This is a genomic window from Luteibacter sp. 9133, assembly GCF_000800155.1.
Taxonomy (GTDB): domain Bacteria; phylum Pseudomonadota; class Gammaproteobacteria; order Xanthomonadales; family Rhodanobacteraceae; genus Luteibacter; species Luteibacter mycovicinus.
The window spans coordinates 2,131,764-2,149,718 of record NZ_JUHO01000001.1; the positions used below are offsets into that span (position 1 = coordinate 2,131,764).

At 63.9% G+C, this 17,955-nt stretch carries 18 protein-coding genes; 9 read left to right on the forward strand and 9 right to left on the reverse strand.

Features of this window, described 5'->3' with window-relative positions:
* Positions 1-57 precede the first annotated feature (57 nt).
* Positions 58-222, reverse strand: a complete 165-nt coding sequence (locus FA87_RS20730) for a hypothetical protein (RefSeq protein ID WP_156108729.1) — start codon at positions 220-222, stop codon at positions 58-60.
* A gap of 297 nt (positions 223-519) precedes the next feature.
* On the opposite strand from FA87_RS20730, the gene FA87_RS09145 reads away from it, so the two are divergent.
* Positions 520-1,998 (forward strand): SulP family inorganic anion transporter, encoded by a 1,479-nt coding sequence (locus FA87_RS09145; protein ID WP_043694033.1) that lies wholly within the window; start codon positions 520-522, stop codon positions 1,996-1,998.
* Positions 1,999-2,164: 166 nt separating this feature from the next.
* Positions 2,165-2,851: a membrane protein gene (locus FA87_RS09150; RefSeq protein ID WP_052191248.1), complete on the forward strand. Its 687-nt coding sequence runs from the start codon at positions 2,165-2,167 to the stop codon at positions 2,849-2,851.
* A gap of 9 nt (positions 2,852-2,860) precedes the next feature.
* Here the strand turns inward: FA87_RS09150 and FA87_RS09155 are convergent, their stop codons facing one another.
* From FA87_RS09155 to FA87_RS09180, 6 genes are all read right to left on the reverse strand, one after another.
* Entirely contained in the window at positions 2,861-3,127 is a 267-nt protein-coding gene (locus tag FA87_RS09155) for a Txe/YoeB family addiction module toxin (RefSeq protein ID WP_036113167.1), read from the reverse strand.
* A complete protein-coding gene (locus tag FA87_RS09160) occupies positions 3,127-3,399 on the reverse strand; it encodes a type II toxin-antitoxin system prevent-host-death family antitoxin (protein WP_036113164.1) in 273 nt (90 codons plus the stop codon). Before FA87_RS09160 ends, FA87_RS09155 begins: the two co-directional genes overlap by 1 nt.
* A 200-nt stretch (positions 3,400-3,599) precedes the next feature.
* Positions 3,600-5,162, reverse strand: a complete 1,563-nt coding sequence (locus FA87_RS09165) for an SDR family NAD(P)-dependent oxidoreductase (protein WP_036113161.1) — start codon at positions 5,160-5,162, stop codon at positions 3,600-3,602.
* Between the two features lie 149 nt (positions 5,163-5,311).
* Positions 5,312-5,836, reverse strand: a complete 525-nt coding sequence (locus FA87_RS09170; RefSeq protein ID WP_052191249.1) for a GNAT family N-acetyltransferase — start codon at positions 5,834-5,836, stop codon at positions 5,312-5,314.
* A 33-nt stretch (positions 5,837-5,869) separates the two neighbouring features.
* A complete protein-coding gene (locus FA87_RS21130) occupies positions 5,870-6,415 on the reverse strand; it encodes an AAA family ATPase (protein WP_239709031.1) in 546 nt (181 codons plus the stop codon).
* A gap of 58 nt (positions 6,416-6,473) precedes the next feature.
* Entirely contained in the window at positions 6,474-6,731 is a 258-nt protein-coding gene (locus FA87_RS09180; protein WP_156128528.1) for a hypothetical protein, read from the reverse strand.
* A 71-nt stretch (positions 6,732-6,802) separates the two neighbouring features.
* Between FA87_RS09180 and cyoA the strand changes: the two genes are divergently transcribed.
* From cyoA to FA87_RS09215, 7 genes are all read left to right on the forward strand, one after another.
* Positions 6,803-7,819, forward strand: coding sequence for a ubiquinol oxidase subunit II (gene cyoA / locus FA87_RS09185; RefSeq protein WP_081996532.1), 1,017 nt, complete (start codon positions 6,803-6,805; stop codon positions 7,817-7,819).
* 83 nt (positions 7,820-7,902) lie between these two features.
* Positions 7,903-9,903, forward strand: coding sequence for a cytochrome o ubiquinol oxidase subunit I (cyoB, locus tag FA87_RS09190; RefSeq protein ID WP_043694039.1), 2,001 nt, complete (start codon positions 7,903-7,905; stop codon positions 9,901-9,903).
* A gap of 19 nt (positions 9,904-9,922) precedes the next feature.
* Positions 9,923-10,549, forward strand: coding sequence for a cytochrome o ubiquinol oxidase subunit III (cyoC, locus tag FA87_RS09195; RefSeq protein ID WP_043697773.1), 627 nt, complete (start codon positions 9,923-9,925; stop codon positions 10,547-10,549).
* Positions 10,546-10,923, forward strand: a complete 378-nt coding sequence (cyoD, locus tag FA87_RS09200; RefSeq protein WP_036113146.1) for a cytochrome o ubiquinol oxidase subunit IV — start codon at positions 10,546-10,548, stop codon at positions 10,921-10,923. The genes cyoC and cyoD overlap by 4 nt, the downstream gene beginning before the upstream one ends.
* Positions 10,924-11,137: 214 nt before the next feature.
* The gene (locus FA87_RS19865; RefSeq protein WP_139382600.1) at positions 11,138-11,980 is read left to right on the forward strand and encodes a tetratricopeptide repeat protein; all 843 of its coding nucleotides are present in this window, start codon (positions 11,138-11,140) and stop codon (positions 11,978-11,980) included.
* A gap of 54 nt (positions 11,981-12,034) precedes the next feature.
* On the forward strand, positions 12,035-13,825 hold the full coding sequence (locus tag FA87_RS09210; RefSeq protein ID WP_043694041.1) for a peptide-N4-asparagine amidase: 1,791 nt from the start codon (positions 12,035-12,037) through the stop codon (positions 13,823-13,825).
* Positions 13,826-13,943: 118 nt separating this feature from the next.
* On the forward strand, positions 13,944-15,815 hold the full coding sequence (locus FA87_RS09215) for a hypothetical protein (RefSeq protein WP_043694043.1): 1,872 nt from the start codon (positions 13,944-13,946) through the stop codon (positions 15,813-15,815).
* On the opposite strand, the gene FA87_RS09220 is transcribed toward FA87_RS09215, so the two are convergent.
* The gene (locus FA87_RS09220; RefSeq protein WP_197062393.1) at positions 15,816-17,141 is read right to left on the reverse strand and encodes an ATP-binding protein; all 1,326 of its coding nucleotides are present in this window, start codon (positions 17,139-17,141) and stop codon (positions 15,816-15,818) included.
* Entirely contained in the window at positions 17,138-17,863 is a 726-nt protein-coding gene (locus tag FA87_RS09225) for a response regulator transcription factor (RefSeq protein ID WP_043694045.1), read from the reverse strand. The genes FA87_RS09220 and FA87_RS09225 overlap by 4 nt, the downstream gene beginning before the upstream one ends.
* Positions 17,864-17,955 lie beyond the last annotated feature (92 nt).

The following is a 17,955-nucleotide window of genomic DNA, read 5'->3' on the forward strand; positions in this document are numbered from 1 at the left end:
CCTCGGTGACGAGACGGCTTCGGTGATATACGGCGGATCGAAATAACGCCCGGACACTCAGCCCCAGTCGCCACCGCTGTGCGTGGAGCCGATCCGGCCGATATCGCCGACATCGTCGATCTTCGGTGCCCACTTCTTAGACGTGATGCCGGCAGGCATCGGGGCATCCATCTGGACACCGAAGGGATTGACGTTTTGCGTCGGCTGGTCGCGCTTATCCATGATAACGCTCCGAAGTTGAGGGGGCCGCCTGATGCGGCCCGAACGAAGCTAGCACAGCCATTCGTAGTCGCCACCGGTCACGACTACGCGGTATCGGCAGGAATCGCGCCTTGATTGACGCGACGCAACATGGCAAGGTTGCGGGTTGAGCCGTCTTTTCGAGTCCGCCAGCCGTGTATTCCCTCGTGTCGCTTACGCCACCCTGACCTGACGCCCACGCTTCAGCGATGTGCCGTGCCGCAGGCATGGCCGGGATGATTCGCGCCGCCTCAGGCGTGTGCCACACAGGAAAACCGCATGACCCGCTCTTTGCCTTCCGTCCGCCAGAACGTTCTGGCCGGACTCACCACCGCGTTCGCGCTCGTGCCCGAAGCCATGGCTTTCGCACTGGTGGCGCACCTCAATCCCCTCATGGGTCTGTACGGCGCGGCGATCATCGCGGCGCTGACGGCGGCCTTCGGTGGCCGTCCCGGCATGATCTCCGGCGCGGCCGGCTCGATGGCGGTCGTGATCATCGCCCTCGTCGTTCAGCACGGCAGCGAGTACTTCCTGCTCACGGTGCTTCTCGGTGGTCTGATCCAGCTTCTGTTCGGCCTGCTCCGCCTGGGCAAGCTGGTACGCATGATCCCGCATCCGGTCATGCTGGGCTTCGTTAACGGACTGGCCATCGTGATCGCCAGCTCGCAGCTGGAGCACCTGCATGCGCCCGGCGGCGGCTGGCTCAGCGGCAGCGCGCTCTATCTGATGCTGGGACTGGCGCTGGTCGCCATGCTTGTCGTTTATGTCCTGCCGAAGCTCACGCGGGTCCTGCCCTCGGCGCTGGCATCGATCGTGATCGTCAGCCTGCTCGTGCAGGTGTTCGGTCTGCACACGCGCGACGTGGGCGACATCGCCTCCATCAAGGGTGGGCTGCCTGTCCTTCACTGGCCGCAGGTACCGCTGACGCTGGACACCCTCAGAATCGTCTTTCCCTATGCGCTCGTGATGGCCATGGTCGGCCTGCTCGAAACGCTGCTGACGCTGAATCTGGTCGATGAGATCACGGCGACCGAAGGCCAGCCCAATCGCGAATGCATCGCGCTCGGCGCCGCAAACGTCGTCTCCGGCCTGTTCGGTGGCATGGGCGGCTGCGCCATGATCGGCCAGACCATGATCAACCTGACCTCAGGCGGGCGCACCCGCTTGTCCGGCATCACCGCGGGCGTGCTGGTGATGTGCTTCGTCCTGTTTCTGTCGCCGCTGATCGAGCGCATTCCGCTGGCCGCTCTGCTGGGTGTCATGCTGGTGGTGGCGCAGAAGACCTTCGCCTGGGGCAGCCTGCCCCTGCTGCGTCGGCTGCCGGTGGCCGATGCGCTGACGATCGTCGCGGTGACCGTCATCACAGTGCTGGCAAACCTCGCCACGGCCGTTCTCTGCGGCGTGCTGATCGCCGCGATCGCCTTCGCTTGGAAGCATGCGGACCGTCTCAGCGTGACGCGCGAGGCCTTGCCCCATGGAGGTCGTCGTTACCGGCTTCATGGCACGTTGTATTTTGCGGCCACGGCACGATTGCAGACCATGTTCGACGTGGAAAACGATCCGGCATATGTCGAGCTGGATTGCTCCGGGGCGCATCTGGACGATCACTCGGCCGTCGAGGCCATCGAAGCGCTACGGCGCCGGTATGCGCAGCAGGGCAAGCAACTGCGGGTCACGCGGATGAATGACGCGTGCGAGGCCCTGCTGATGCGTGTGGGCGGTCCGGAAGCTCATGTGAGGGCCGAGAGTCAGGCGTAAAGCGGGTCCGGTTTCATGTGACGACAAAGCGGCGGTAAGCGCCGCTCCGGGTGTCCACCCGCCCACGGGAATCAATCCGATGCAAGGCGGCAGCAAGCATGCGACCGCATCACTTTTTCCACGATCAGCTATTTCCAGCAATGCCAATCGCGGGCACGATGAACGCATGAAGACCATCGCCCCGCTCAATCAGCAAGGCCCCGTGGAACAGCTACGCGCCGGGAAACTCGTTCGACGCCTCGTGCAGCTGATGGTCGGGCTGTCGCTGTACGGTCTGTCGACGGCCATGATGATTCGCGGCAACCTCGGCCAGGCCCCGTGGGATGCACTCCACATCGGCATTACCCAGCATCTTCCGGTGAGCTTCGGCTGGGTCGTCGTGGGTGTGTCATTCGTCGTGTTGCTGTTCTGGATCCCGCTACGCGAAATACCTGGCCTGGGCACGCTCGCCAATTCGGTGACGATTGGAACGGTGGCGGGCATCGCGCTGGATCTGCTCAGGTCGCCCGATGCGTGGTGGGCGCGCTTCGCCCTCACGGCCGGCGGAATTTTCCTGTGCGGGCTGGGTTCCGCGTTGTACATCGGCGCCCAGCTGGGGCGTGGCCCGCGCGATGGCCTGATGACAGGCCTGCATCGTGTGACCGGGCTGTCGCTTCGACTGGTCCGTACCGGACTCGAGGTCACCGTACTGTTCGCCGGCCTGCTGCTGGGCGGCGTCGGCCTGTTCGGAATCGGGACCGTGCTATTCGCGCTGTGCATCGGTGCGCTGACGCAGGCGATGTTGCCGTGGGCACTGGTGCCCTTGCCGGTCAAGGGCACCGTGGCGACGCCGTCGGTGGACGACGCGATCTGATTCGCCGAGTCAGTGGTCGCCGTAATGGAACTTACAGCTGACGACATCGATGCAAAGGTCGTCGAAGGCGTATACGAGACGATCCTTCTTGTTGATTGACCTGGACCAGAAGCCTGCAAGGTCGCCGCTCAACTCATGTGGGTTACCCAGTCCTTCATTGGGCGTTCTCTGCGCATCCTTGATAAGCGAATTAATCTTTTTCAGAGTCTTCTTGTCTTCAGCCCAGTCCTGGTAATCCTTCCAGGCTTCATCCGTGAACTTGACACTTCGCGCCATCAGGCGGTCTCCTGGTGATCCTCTTCAATCAGCTCTCGTTTTTTCGACCTGCCCGCCTTGAACTGGGCGATTGATTTGGCAAGGTGATCGCGGTTTGCTTTGTTACTAAGCAAGTGAATGGTGTCTGCCATCGAGTTGTAGTCAGCGAGAGACATGACTACGGCGTCCTCATGGTCACGACGATGAATGACCGTAATAGAGCAGTCGCTTGCTACGGTGTCCAATACGTCCTTGAGGTTGTTACGGGCATCCGAAAAACTGACCACGCGCATTGGGTTCTCCTGTCCTTCTAAACCTTTCTATGTGTCCTCGGCCCCAACAAAGACTTGTACAGGACCTTGCACATGTTAAGTCTAGACGATAACCCCAGACGTAGCAAGCTTCCGGAGTCTGAATCGCAGGGTTGAATCGTGCTTATTATCAATGAATTACGATTCGTTTTTGAGCTGAATTGAACCCGGCTGGCCGCAGGTCACCAGTCGGTCGGGCGGTAGTCCTTCAGGAACTGCCCCCACACATGCTCGCCCGTGTTGATCCCGCTGATGATCGGATCGACGATCCGCGCGGCACCATCGACGATATCCAGCGGCGGATGGAACCGCTCTTCCAGTACCTTCTTCGCCGCGAGACCCGCCGGATCCTCATCCGTCACCCAGCCGGTATCCACGCTATTCATGTGAATACCGTCGTTGTGGTAATCGGTCGCCGAGGTGCGCGTCATCATGTTGAGCGCGGCCTTCGCCATATTCGTATGCGGATGGCGGGTGGTCTTGAAGTTCCGGTAGAACTGCCCCTCCATCGCCGACACGTTGACGATGTGCTTATCGCGTTCCGGCGTGCGCATCATCAGCGGCTTGAGGCGAGCGTTGATGATGAAGGGCGCGATGGCGTTGACCAGCTGCACCTCCAGCAACTCCACCGACGACACTTCCGCCATCAGCAACCGCCACGAATTGCGCTCACGCAGATCGATCTGCTGGAGGTCCTGGTCGAGTCTGCCTTCCGGGAACAGATGGCTCTGGGCCAGCAGCTCTTCGGGCAGCAGCGGAAGCTGGGATAGCTCGGCGGCGCGGGTCAGCCCGGAGAGGCCGCCGTTCCGATCCGCCAGCGCATTCGCCGCCACACCGGCCTCAGGCAGGATGTGGGTGCCGCGCAGGCCTTCGTAATGACCGACCAGCTTGCGTACGTGCTCGGGCGTGTCGTGCAGGGCGGCGCGCTCGCCGTCCATCATGTGCGCATAGAAGTCCGGCGGGCGACGCACGGTCTGGCACGCGTTATTGATGATGAAGTCGAGCCGTGGGCGCGTCGCGACGAGTTCCTGGCAGAAAGCTTCCACGCTGGGCGTGTGGCGCAGGTCGAGGCCATATACCTGCAGGCGATGACCCCACTCGGCAAAGTCCGGCTCTTCGGCATAGCGAGCCGCCGAATCGCGTGGGAAACGCGTAGTCACGATCAGCTCCGCACCGGCGCGCAGCAGCTTGAGGCCCGCCTGATAGCCGATTTTCACACGGCCACCGGTCAGCAACGCGACGCGACCGCGCAGGTCGACCAGCTCGGTGCGCTTGGTGTAATTGAAGGCGGCGCAATCCGGGCAAAGCTGATCGTAGAAGAAATGGATCGACGAGTACTTCTTCTTGCAGACGTAGCAATGTTTCGGCTCGATCGACTCGCGCGGCTGCGCGGCATCGACATCGGGTGGGATGTCATTGGCCTCGAAGCCCTCGGGCGCGAAGACGTTCGGCGTCGTGAACACCGGCTTCCGGCGCAGCGCGCGGATGCCCGTATTGTTGAGCACCGCATCCTCGGCCTGGATCTTCGACGCGTGCCGGGCTTTCTGGGCCGCCTTCAGCCGGACCCGGCGCTCGGCGGGGTCGGGATGATAGACCTGCGCCACAGCCTGCAACAGGCGCTGACGATCGTCGGCGGGGAGTCCTTCCAGCAGCAGACGGTCGGCGGCAATCGACTCAAGCAGTTGCGCGGCGGCGCGCAAACGCTCCAGCAGCGCGCTGTCGGCCTCACCGGCCGGGGGTGTCATAGTGGTCAAGATCTTGTTCCGTAACGAATAAATCCGCGCAGAGGGGCGTGCCGGAAGATGGCATCGCAGGCGACGGGCCGCCTATTTTGACGGTTTCCAGGCCGGTTGTGGGATTTCTGCCGTGAAGAACCCCTGCTCCGCCCTGCGCGTCATGCCGACTCGCGGTAGCGCGCGTAGCTCCTTTCCAGCTTGCCCTCGAACGCGACCTCTCCCTCATCGACTAGACCGATACGTTGGGCGACCTTGATGGAAGAGACGTTGGACGGCGAAATAATGGCGTGTACTTTGGGCTCACGACGAACGTCGAACGCATAAGCCAGTGCACACGCGGCGGCTTCGCTAGCGAAGCCCTTGCCCCATGCCTCACGGTACGTGTTCCAACCAACCTCCATGACCTTCGATCCGTCGCGGAAGAAGGCGCCGACGTTTCCGACCAGTTCGCCGGTCTCTCGTGACTCGATAGCCCACCAGCCGGCTCCTGCCAGCAGCCACAGGCCTGCATGCGAGCCGAATATCCGCCACGACGACGCACGGTCCCGCACGGTCAGGTGGCTCACGCTTTCGGGGTCGGCAAGGTGTGCCGCGAACGCGTCGAAATCACCGGGGCGATATTCCCGGAGCATCAGGCGGTCGGTTTGCAGGCGCGGAACGGAGACGGTGAATGCGGGCGGCATGTACAGGCTTCCTTTGGACGTGGACGCACGACACTAGCGGCGTTCCAAAGACCATGCAGTGTAGAGCCTATGGATGGCAGCACTCGACGAGGCGAAGACACATGGGAGCATCAGTCTCTCAACAAGAGCGGCATAGTTTCTCCGCTTTCCGGAACTCGAAAACGCGATATACCGAATCATCTCCCAGGTGACCCGTTCGCCCGCATTCTCCAAGCCACCGATACGACCGCGTTCGAACCACGTACGACGGAGGTAACGCCCGAGACTCCTGACCGTCGACACATCGAGAAGAATCACCCCGGAGGCACGGGCAAAGCGCGACGGCATGCACGAGGAGTAGTTACCCTCGATCACCCAGTGATCCTGCATGATTGCCCCGTCATGCAGCGCATGAAACTCCTCTGTCGGCCTTGGCATCCAGTGTGTGCCCGGCATGTGGTGAAGCTGATCGAGATGCACCACCTGCAGACCGGCCTTACGCCCGATCGCGTCAGCCAGCGTCGACTTGCCGCTGTTCGACGGGCCGAGGATGCAGATGCGGGGGCCGAGATCGGCGAGGCTCAGCGATGTCTCTGCCACCAGCTATCTCCATATCCACGGAAGACGGCCTGCGAGGACGCGGCACGTCGTTCGACCGTCAGGGCACGATCGGATTATCCCTCGTATCGAACCGCAAAAGCAGGTACGGCGACCGGCGAAGGTTTTCACCATGGTTGAACGACGGCAGGCGCTCCCACTGACCGGCAATGACGTAGACCGAATGTTGCGTTGCGAAGATGCCATCCGCCCAGACCAGCCTCGGGTCCCGGCCAACGGTATCGAAATGGCCATCGGGCCAGCGACGCAGCACGGCGTCGTGCTCGCTGTCCGTAGACAACGCGTTCGCTGTCGACACGCAACCGGGCATCGCAGCCAAAATTGACCCAGGTCAGGATCGATCGGCAATTGCCGCCCTATCGTTCCGCCATGACCCCGAGAACCCCCTTAGCCCACTGGGCCCGTAGTGCACTAGTCGCGGTGCCGCTCATCCTTCTGAGCGGCTGCAAAATGGTGGTGATGGATCCCACCGGCGACATAGCCATACAGGAACGCAACCTGATCCTTGTCGCCACGGGCATGATGCTTCTGGTGATCCTGCCGGTCATGGCACTCACGGTCATCTTCGCGCTGCGCTACCGCAAAGGTCGCAATCCCAAGGCATACGACCCCCACTTCACGCACTCGACCCGGATCGAACTGGTCGTCTGGACCATCCCTCTCCTCATCATCGCCTGCCTTGGCGTCATCACCTGGACGAGCACGCACCTGCTCGATCCCTTCCGTCCGCTGGACCGGATCTCGGCGACCAAGCCGCTTCCCAAAGACATGAAGCCGCTGGATATCCAGGTCGTGGCCATGGACTGGAAGTGGCTGTTCATCTACCCCGAGCAGGGCATCGCCACGGTGAACGAACTCGAGCTGCCCGTGGATGTGCCGGTGCGCTTCTCGATCACCGCGACCAGCCAGATGAACACGTTCTACGCGCCCACGATGGCCGGCATGATCTACGCCATGCCGGGCATGAAGTCGATGCTGCACGCGGTGCTCAATGAACCGGGCGACACCTGGGGCTACTCCGGCAATTACACCGGCGCAGGCTACTCGGACATGCGTTTCATGCTGCACGGGGTGGATCAGGCGGGCTTCGACGCCTGGGTGAGCAAGGTCAGGTCCTCCGGCGAGTCTCTGTCGACCGAACGTTACCTAACGCTCGACGAGCCCAGCGAAAAGGTGCCGGTGATGCACTTCGCCACCGTCGAGGCCGACATCTTCAACCGGGCGGTCAACCGCTGCGTCAAGCCGGGCACGCCCTGCATCGCCGATGTCATGGCGCTGGACCGCGCCGCCGACCAGGGTCGCTACCAGGCGCCTCGGGCCGCCGCCAGCGAAGCGTCGATGCATGACGACATGCCCCACGACGCCATGCCACACGGCAGCCCCTGAGCGAAACCTCGCGCCGACACCCTCTTCTTCCTCTCCGCCCCGGCCGCCTCGTGCGGGCCGCGGGCCTGAACCCTGGGCCGACCATGCTAGACCAAGGCTTTCTCAAGGCACCACTCGGGCGGTTATCGCTCGATTCCCTTCCACTCCACGAGCCCATCCTGATCGGTACCTTCATCGGCGTCGCGGTGCTGGGCCTCGTCGTCGTCGCCGCGCTCACCTGGCTCGGCCGATGGGGCTGGCTCTGGCGTGAGTGGCTCACCAGCGTCGATCACAAGAAGATCGGCATCATGTACGTCATCCTCGGCATCATCATGCTGTTGCGCGGGTTTTCCGACGCGCTGATGATGCGCGCCCAGCAGGCGGTCGCCTTTGGCGCCAACCAGGGCTACCTGCCCGCCAGTCACTACGACCAGATCTTCACCGCGCACGGCACGATCATGATCTTCTTCGTGGCGATCCCGCTGGTGGTAGGCATCATCAACTTCGTGATGCCTCTGCAGATCGGCGCGCGCGATGTGGCTTTTCCGTATCTCAACAACCTCAGCTTCTGGCTGACCGCTTCCGGAGCGGTGCTGACGATGATCTCGCTCTTCGTGGGCGAGTTCGCGCGCACCGGCTGGTTGTCGTATGCCCCGCTGGCCGAGCTGCAGTACAGCCCCGACTCCGGTGTCGACTACTACCTGTGGTCACTGGAGATAGCGGGTGTCGGTACGACGCTGTCCGCGATCAACATGGTGGCGACCATCATCAAGATGCGTGCCCCCGGCATGACCCTGATGAAGATGCCGGTGTTCACCTGGACCGCGCTGTGCAGCAACATCCTGGCGATCGCGATCTTCCCGGCACTCACCGCGGCGTTCTTCCTGCTGATCCTGGATCGCTATGCCGGCACGCAGTTCTTCACGAACGAGCTGGGCGGCAGCCCGATGATGTACTGGAACATGGTCTGGATCTGGGGTCACCCGGAGGTGTACGTCCTGATCCTGCCCGCTTTCGGCATCTACTCCGAGATCACCTCCACGTTCACCGGCAAGCGGCTGTTCGGCTACTCCTCGATGGTTTACGCCACCGTGGTCATCACGCTGCTTTCGTACCTTGTCTGGCTGCACCACTTCTTCACCATGGGCTCCGGCGCGTCGGTAAACTCGTTCTTCGGTATCGCGACGATGATCATCGCCATCCCGACCGGCGCCAAGGTGTTCAACTGGCTGTTCACCATGTATCGCGGCGAGATCCGCTTCGAGCTGCCGATGATGTGGGTGGTCGCGTTCATGCTGACCTTCGTGGTCGGTGGCATGACCGGCGTGCTGCTGGCCGTGCCGCCGGCGGACTTCGTGCTGCACAACTCGCTGTTCCTCGTCGCCCACTTCCACAACACGATCATCGGCGGCGTGGTGTTCGGCCTCTTCGCCGGCATGACGTACTGGTTCCCCAAGGCCTTCGGTTTCCGGATGGACGAGTTCTGGGGCAAGGTCGCCTTCTGGGGCTGGGTGATCGGTTACTGGGTGGCCTGGACGCCGATCTACATCGTCGGCCTGATGGGCGTGCCGCGTCGCGTGCATCACCTGGACGATGTCTCGCTGCGCCCCTACTTCGTCGTCGCGGCCATCGGTGCGGTCATCATCCTGATCGGCATCCTCGGCTTCGTCATGAGCATCGTCATGGGTATCGTGAAACGCAAGGCACTGGCCGACGTTACCGGCGATCCATGGAACGCCCGCACGCTCGAGTGGTCGACCTCGTCGCCGCCGCCGGCCTATAACTTCGCCTTCCAGCCGGTCGTGCACGACCTCGACGCCTGGCACGACATGAAGGAAAACGGTTATGTCCGCCCGACCACAGGCTTCAATTCGGTGCATATGCCGCGCAACACGGGTGTCGGCATCTATGTAGCCGCATTGAGCCTGACCCTCGGCTTCGGCATGGTCTGGTACATCTGGTGGCTTGCCGCGATCAGCTTCGTCGGCATCGTGCTGGTCTCGATCCTGCACACTTTCAACTATCGCCGCGACTACTTCATTCCCGGGCACGAGATCGCCGTGACGGAAGACGCGCGCACGCGTTCACTGGCCACGGGAGCCTGATATGAGCAGCAACGTAGCCATGCCGAGCCGCCACGACGGTCCCGTAGCCACCCGCACCTGGTTCGTCGCCACGGAAGATCACGCACACGGTGGCGGTGCCACCCTGATCGGATTCTGGATCTATCTGATGAGCGATGCGCTCATCTTCGCCTCGCTGTTCGCGGTGTTCGGCGTGCTCGGCCGCAACTATGCCGGCGGCCCCGGCCCGAAGCAGCTGTTCGACCTGTCGCTGGTCGCTCTCAATACCGGCTTGCTGCTGGCGTCGTCCATCACCTTCGGCATCGCGATGATGGCGATGGAGTCGGATCGCGTGAAGCGGACGATGTTCTGGCTCGTCATCACCGGCTTGCTGGGCCTCGGCTTCCTGTGCGTCGAGATGCACGAGTTCGCCGAACTCGTCGCCCAGGGCGCCACACCCCAGCGCAGTGCCTTCCTCTCGATCTTCTTCACGCTGGTCGGGACCCACGGCGCCCATGTCGCATTCGGTTTGATCTGGCTGGTGACCATGCTGATCCAGATCGGTCAGCGAGGCCTCCACGTCGAGAACCGCCGCCGCATCGTCTCCCTGTCGATGTTCTGGCACTTCCTCGACATCGTCTGGATCGGCGTCTTCACCTTCGTCTACCTCTATGGAGTCATCCGGTGACCACTTCCGCCGCCTCCCATCCCGCCGACCACGGCCACAGCCACGGCAACAAGCAACGTTTCATCACCGGCTCCGCCCTTGCCGTTCTGCTCACCGCGATTCCTTTCTGGCTGGTGATGAGCGGCGGACTGCACAGCGGCAGCGCCACGGCCCTGACGATCTTCGCCTTCGCCATGGTTCAGATCGTCGTCCATGTCGTTTACTTCCTGCATGTGGACACGAAGAGCGAGGGCGGATGGACGCTGATGGCGACCCTCTTCACGGCCATCATCGTCGTTCTGACGATCGTCGGTTCGATCTGGGTGATGTATCACCTGGACGTCAACATGATGCCGATGCCCACAGCGCCGGGCGGCATGGGCGCGATGCACTGAGTGTCCGTCGGGCCGGGGCGGACCGGGAGCGATCGTCGAAATGAACGGAGGGATGTCGTTCGCAAGAAGTTGCTTCGGGGCGTGGCTACACTTCGCCGCACGTCGCCGCGATTGATCTTCAGGCGTGGCGTCCGCACATCCGGAACAGGACGCCTCGCACGAACTTTCCGTCGTGCGGCGACTCAAACCGCCATTCCGCGCTTCGGACACTTACATGAAAAAGACGTTGCTTGCCCTTAGCCTGATGTTTGTCGCCGCGGCCGCCAGCGCCGGCGATTCGCCGAAGGACGTCCAGGCGATGATCGCCCGTGGCGACTTCCCCGCCGCCGAGACGGCGTTGCGCGAGGCGGTTTCGGAACACCCCCAGAGCGCCAAGGCACACTACGTGCTGGCGGAAGTGCTTGCGCACGAAGGCAATATCGGTGAGGCCCGGGCGGAAGCCAACAAGGCCGCCACGCTGGATCCGGCGACCCGTTTCACCGATCCCGCCCGGTTCCAGCAGTTCCAGAGCAAACTCAACCAGGCCATGGCGCCGCCGTCGGCCAGTCGCCCGGCTGCCCGCCAGGCGGCTTACGGCGGTGCCCCGGCGGTGGCACCTCCGAAGGAGGCGTCCTTTCCATGGTCCGGACTTCTGATCGGCGCAGGAGTTATCGCGCTCATCGCCTTCCTGTGGTCTCGCCGCCGCCGTGATGTTGCGCCGCCTTTCGCCGGCGCGCCTTATGGTTCGCCCATGAACGGTGGCCCGGGCCCGGGTTATGGGCCGAACTACGGTTACCCGCCGCAGGCTCCCTCGTCGGGCGCCGGTGCCGCGGTGGCCGCGGGTCTGGGTGGTCTGGCCGCGGGCGCCCTGCTCGACGAGGCGTTCCGTAGCCACGGCTCGGGTGAGACCTCGCGCGAGGCGGGCTTCGCCAATCCACCGCCGCAGCAGGACGCCTCTCCGTCCGGTCAGGCGTATGACGACCTGCGCGACGATCCGATCGACATGGGCAACAACGACAGCTCGTGGGATCAGGGCGATTCGGGCGACAGCGGGAGCTTCGACGATAACCAGTGGTAAAACCTATGCTACGTTTCCCGCGCAGGGGGCAGTTTGTCGCGGGAGAACGGGCGCATGGCTGTCATCGTCGGGGCGGGCCGCAAAGGCCTGTGGGTGGGGTTGTTCGGTTGCATGATGGTAAACACGGCGCCCGCTGCATTCGCAGCGACGGCGCCGGGTTTCAATGTCGGTTCCGCTAACGTCGCGGTAGCCGACCCAGCGGTACCGAGGCCGCCAGGCAAGGCGTGCACGGTCGAGCTGTTCGAGGGTTTCAGCTTTACCGACTTCTCCAACCACCCATATACGTATGCGCCACCGGTGGGCTGCGGCAAGTCGTGGTCGAAGGTCGTGCTGGAAGCGGATTTCTCCGTCACCGCGGGACGGCAGTTCGACCGCACCGCGTCTTTATGGCTCGGCGGTGCGAACATCTATTTCGGTACCACGCAGGAACCGTCAGCCGCCGTCTCGCCGAGTTGGCACATCGAACGCGATGTCAGCGACTTCGCGAGTCTGCTCGGCAATGCGCAGACGGGTCAGGCGATCCTGGGCAACGTCGTCGACGGAACCTATACCGGTGTGATCAGTGGCTCGGCGCGGCTGGTCTTCTATCCCGCGAACGTACTGGCGCCGAAGGTCGATGCCCCGGATGCGGTATTTCCACTATCGGACGGCACGGCGGGCGGTCCGGTCACCCTGAACACCGGCGCGGACGTGCTATCACGCACGCTGACCTTGCCGACGAACGTCGAGCGCGCCTACCTGGACGTCTTCGCCCAGGGCCAGGGTGGTGACGAGTTCTGGTACTCCTGTGTGCCCGATGCGCTGGCTGACGAGGCTCAGAGCTGCGGCGGCGGTTCGTACCGCGAGGTGCAGGTATCGATCGACGGAGCCGCGGCAGGCGTCGCGCCGGTGTATCCGTGGATCTTCACCGGTGGCATCGATCCGTACATGTGGCGGCCCACGCCAGGCGTGCAGACACTGAATTTCCTGCCCTATCGCGTGGACCTTACACCGTTCGCCGCGTTGCTCAATGACGGCAAGGCGCATGCGGTGGCGATCGGCGTCACGGGAGCCAATGGCTATTTCGCGGTGACGGGCAACCTTTTTGTCTATCTCGATCGCGGTCGCAAGGTTCTCACCGGCAGCGTCACGGCCAATACGTTGCAGGGTCAGGCAGCCGTCGCCGCGGTCGACAACCGGCTGACCGACAACGCCGGAGTCGTCGCGGGCTCGGTGGCCACCCAGGCGTCGCGTCGCTTCCGCACCGCGGGCTATGTCGATACGTCTCACGGCAGGGTCACCACCGATGTGACGCAGACGGTGGCCTTCCGCAACACCCAGACCTTCGCCATCGACCCATCGCGGTATGACCAGCGCATCGATCAGCTGTCGACGGTCGACAGCACGACGAAGACACGGCAGGGTCCGTTCGGCGTTACCGTCACCAGCGAGGCGCATTTCGATTATCCACTGGTCGCCAGTTTCCGTTACACGTTCGACGCGGCCGGCAACTTCGCGACGGCGCCGAGCGCTGTTACGCAGGGCTATTCGAGGCAGTTCACGAAGAAGCTGGGCAGCCTCGTTCTCTATCGCAGCGACGTGGACAACAGCATCGATACCGCGGACACGCTGGTTTTCACGGACGGTGCGGTGACCAGCCACACCGGCCAGCGCAGCACGCAGGTGTTCCGCTTCAAGGACAACCTTGGCAGTTGCTACGGAAGAGATATCGCGACCGCGACAGGCGTACTGACCGCGGCGACGGATGGCGGCGATTGCGCGAAGGGGCGTAACCAGGTGCTGTGGTTCACACACCCGGATGGATCGCCGGATACGTCACGGACGGAAGACCCGGGTCTCTTCTGAACCAGGCTGTGGTGGGAGCCCGCCGTCATTGCGGCTCCCTATCACAGGGATGTGTCGATACGGGTGACGTCTTCGGATCTATAATGGGGAATTCATCTGTATCGGTACCCGTCCGGGCATGGCTATCCTGAAAACGAATCAAGTCCTCGTCACCGTCGGCACGGCCTGCACCTTGTCGGCCGTCGGTTCGACGGAAACCTATCAGGCCCTCGTCGCCCGGTCGGAAGAATTCCTTCCGCTGGCCGCGTTCGACGCGGGTCTCGTGGAGATCGATCCGGAATCCGCCAGCGCAGCGGACGGCATGCGCTGGGCCGGGGGCGAACACGCAGGTGAGCCTGTCACGCTGGACGAACTGAAGCGCCTGCACGGCGACAGTCTCCGCGCCAACAGCGGCATCCGCCATGTGCCCAACGTGCGCGAACTGGCGCCGCGCGTGGTAACCGACATCGCCGCACCGTTGCCGCACGATCTGGAGACCGTCGGACTGCGTCGCCTCGCCGGTCTGCGATACGAGGATATCCGCGCGTCGAAGCTCAAGGACATGCACGGTCTTTTCCAGGATGATCCGTTGCTCAGCCCGTCGTTGCAGGCCCAGCTGTTCGCCTACGGCGCGCTCGGCGCGCTGGCCGGCCTGCCGCGTCCGCTGTCCGAACTGGTCCCCAACCCGTTCGGCTTCCGTGTGGCGTCAGCGACGGCATTCGGCGGTAACGAAGCGCTGGGCCAATGGCTGCGGCCGGATGCGCCGCTGCCCGAAGGCGGTTTTCCGAAGGACACCTTCGCGGTCCGGCTGGCGCACTCGCTGGGTTCGCACGGCCCTGCCCTCGTCTCGACCATGCTGTCGCCGTCGTACAGCATCAGCCGCGTTCTGAAGAACCCGGAACTGCGCGAATCGCTGCGCTCCGACGATGTCGGCTTCATGCGCGTCCCGCAGGCGCCGATGACCGCCGTGGGCGCCTGCGCGTCGAGTCTGGTCGCGCTGGCGGACATCGCGCCGCAGCTGCTGTTCGACTACCCCGGTTTTCAGAAGCCGCAGATGGTGCTCCTTACCGCGGCCGACGCCGCGCTGCAGCCACGCTTCGGCATCCTCGAAGCGTTCGGTGGCGGTGCGCTGATGACCGGCGACAAGCTGGCCGCCAAGAACGCCGCGCACGACGACGGCAATGTACGCAGCGTGCACGATTCGCTCGCGCCTTTCGACATCGATGCCGACGGCACCGTGGTCGGCCACGGAGGCTCGGGCCTGCTGGTGACGACCCTGGAGTTCGCCCTCACCAACCAGCTGGATATTACGTCCATCATCGTCGGCTGGGGCCAGAGTGCGGAAGCCGGTGGCAAGGCGCATTTCGCCGGTGTCGGCTTCGGCGGTGAGAACGCGCTGGTACAGGCGCTCGACATGGCCCATGCCGGCCATGGTTACGGCGTGCACGACTTCCAGTACCTCGCGGCGCACGCGACGGGCACGCGTACCAACTCCAAGACCGACCTCGGCACCGCCCTGGCCGGTCTACGCGGCGCGGCGCAGCGTCAGGGTGTCGAAGGTGAACTGCCCAGGCTCTTCGTGGGCACGCCGAAGGCCGTCGGCGATGGACACACGATGGGCGAGACCGGCCTGAAGGCGCTGTCTCAGGCATTGCAGTTCGTACTCGGGCGCAAGGCGCCCGGCGTCCCGACACTGCGCCGTCTGGACCCCGATCTGGCCGATGTCGCGGCGCACTTCCATCTGCAGGCCGACCCGTCCGACGGCAACGCTGACGGCGGCGCCATCTGCGCCACGCAGGGTTTCGGCGGCTACAACGGTGCGGTGGCCCTGCGCTCCGCGACACCGGCGACGATCGCGAAATACGAAGGCGATCCGACGGTACTCGAAGCGTATCTCGCCGCGTGGCCGACGATCCGCGCCGACCGCGAGAAGCGTGAGCGCGTCGCCCGCCGTAGCCCCAGGCTCGCCCTCAACATGGCCGAGACGCACCGCTGGATCGGCCTGGACTGATCACGGGGCGGATGCGACGAGGGGCAGCTCGATCAGCGCGAGCAGCCCCCCTTCCACGCGATTCGACAGCGTCAGGCGGCCGCCGTGCTCCTGCACGATGTCGCTGACGATCGACAGGCCAAGGCCCAGACTGCCCGGTCGCGCGTTACGGGACGGGTCCAGCCGGACGAAGGGCTCGATCACTTCGGCCAGCTGATGAGCCGGGATGCCGGGGCCGTCGTCCCCAATCGTCACCGCCACCTGGTCGCCGGCGGATGTGGCGATCACATCGATGCGCGAGCCGAACGCGATCGCGTTCTCGAGCAGGTTGCCGACCGCCCGCTGGATCGCATTCGGTTTGCAGACGACCGTCAGGGCATCCGGCCCGGTGTAGTGGATCTCGACACCGGCATCCACGTACTCGTCGCAGATCGTCTGCAACAGTGCCGCCAGATCGAGCGGCTCGAAGGCTTCCGACGAACTCCGGTTGCCGAGATAGCCGAGTGCGGAGGTCACCATGTCCTGCATCAGGATGGTCTCGCGCGACAGCTTCTGCACCATCTGTGTCGGTTCCGCCGTGTCCAGCTGAAGACGCATGCGGGTCAGCGGCGATCGCATGTCGTGACTTATCGCGGCCAACATGCGGGTGCGGTCCTGGATCGAGCGCGTTACGCGCTCCTGCATCAGGTTGAACGCGTGCGCGGCACGCCGGATCTCGAGCGGACCTTCTTCCGCCAGTGGCACGAACGACATCTGTTCACCGAACGTCGTGACCTGATCGGACAGCCGCCGCAGCGGACGTATGACCAGCCATACCGCCCATGCGGACATGAGAACGACCGCGACACCCAGGAACACGAGTGCCCCGACCAACGGGAAGGTCAGCCGTCGACGGGTGCCGTTGACGGCATGCGTCCGCACCGCAAGCGTCTGCTCGCCCAGGCCGACAAGGATCTGCACACGGGTCTCGAGCGGCGCATCGCTGCATTCGCGCACGGTGACCTTGCCGCTCGTCGCGGCAAGGTCGTCCTGGAGCACCGCTTCGAGCTCACGCGTGTCTTTCGATAGCACGTCGCACACCGATGCCGCCGTCGCCAGTCTGGCCTCGGTAAGCGGCCAGCGCACGCCGGCCAGCAACGCGGCGCGATCGCGCTCCGGGACGCCACGCAAACCGTCCACCAGACTTTCGATACGAAAGGCGACCGACCACGGCCACGGTGGACGCGGTGGCGCGTTGGGGTAAAGCCACGAAAACAGCGCGAGGGAAAACAGGAAGGTGACCGTCGACGAACTGGCCGTGATCAACAGAATCTGGCCGACGGTACTGCGGAAGAAGCGGCCGATCATCCGGCGGTCACATCGCGCTGAAATGCATAACCATCCGACCGCATGGTGCGAATGGGATCGTCGAGCGGATCGGTTCCGGCCAGCTTGCGACGCAGCCGACTGATGAGCAGATCCACCGAGCGCGCGGAGATCGGAAAGCCCTGGCCACGGGTCAGGCCGATGAGCTCGTCACGCGAGAGCACCTCGCGCGGATGCTGACACAGCGCGAGCAACAGATCCGTCTCCGTACCTGTCAGCGGAATGCGCACGCCCGCGTCGCTGCGCAGAAAGCGTTTTGCCGGGAAAAAGGTAAAGCCCTGGAAGCGCAGCACCAGGCCATCCGCGCCGCTTGCGGCGACCGTGGGCGCATCGGCCGTCATGGGTCGACGCAGCACGGCACGGATTCGCGCGACCAGTTCACGCAGATCCACCGGCTTGGTCATGTAATCGTCCGCGCCCAGCTCGAGCCCGACCACTTTGTCGGTGGACTCACCCAGCGCGGTAAGCATGATGATCCGCGGTGAACCCCTGGCCTGCATGCGCCGGCAGAACGACAGCCCGTCCTCGCCGGGCAGCATGACGTCGAGCAGCATCACCTCGACATCGCCGCGTACCAGCAGCGGCTCCGCCGCTTCCGCGCTGTCGGCTTCGGAGACGACGAACCCCTTCCCTCGCAGGAAGTCCGCCAGCGGCTGGCGAATACCGGGGTCGTCCTCGACCAGGAGAATGTGCGGAGTGGCCAACGCGCCCTGCCTTTTTGCGGTTCGTCGATATTCTGCGGCATCCCCGAGGCGGATAACCAGCGAATGCGGTGTTTGTTTAAATACTGACACAC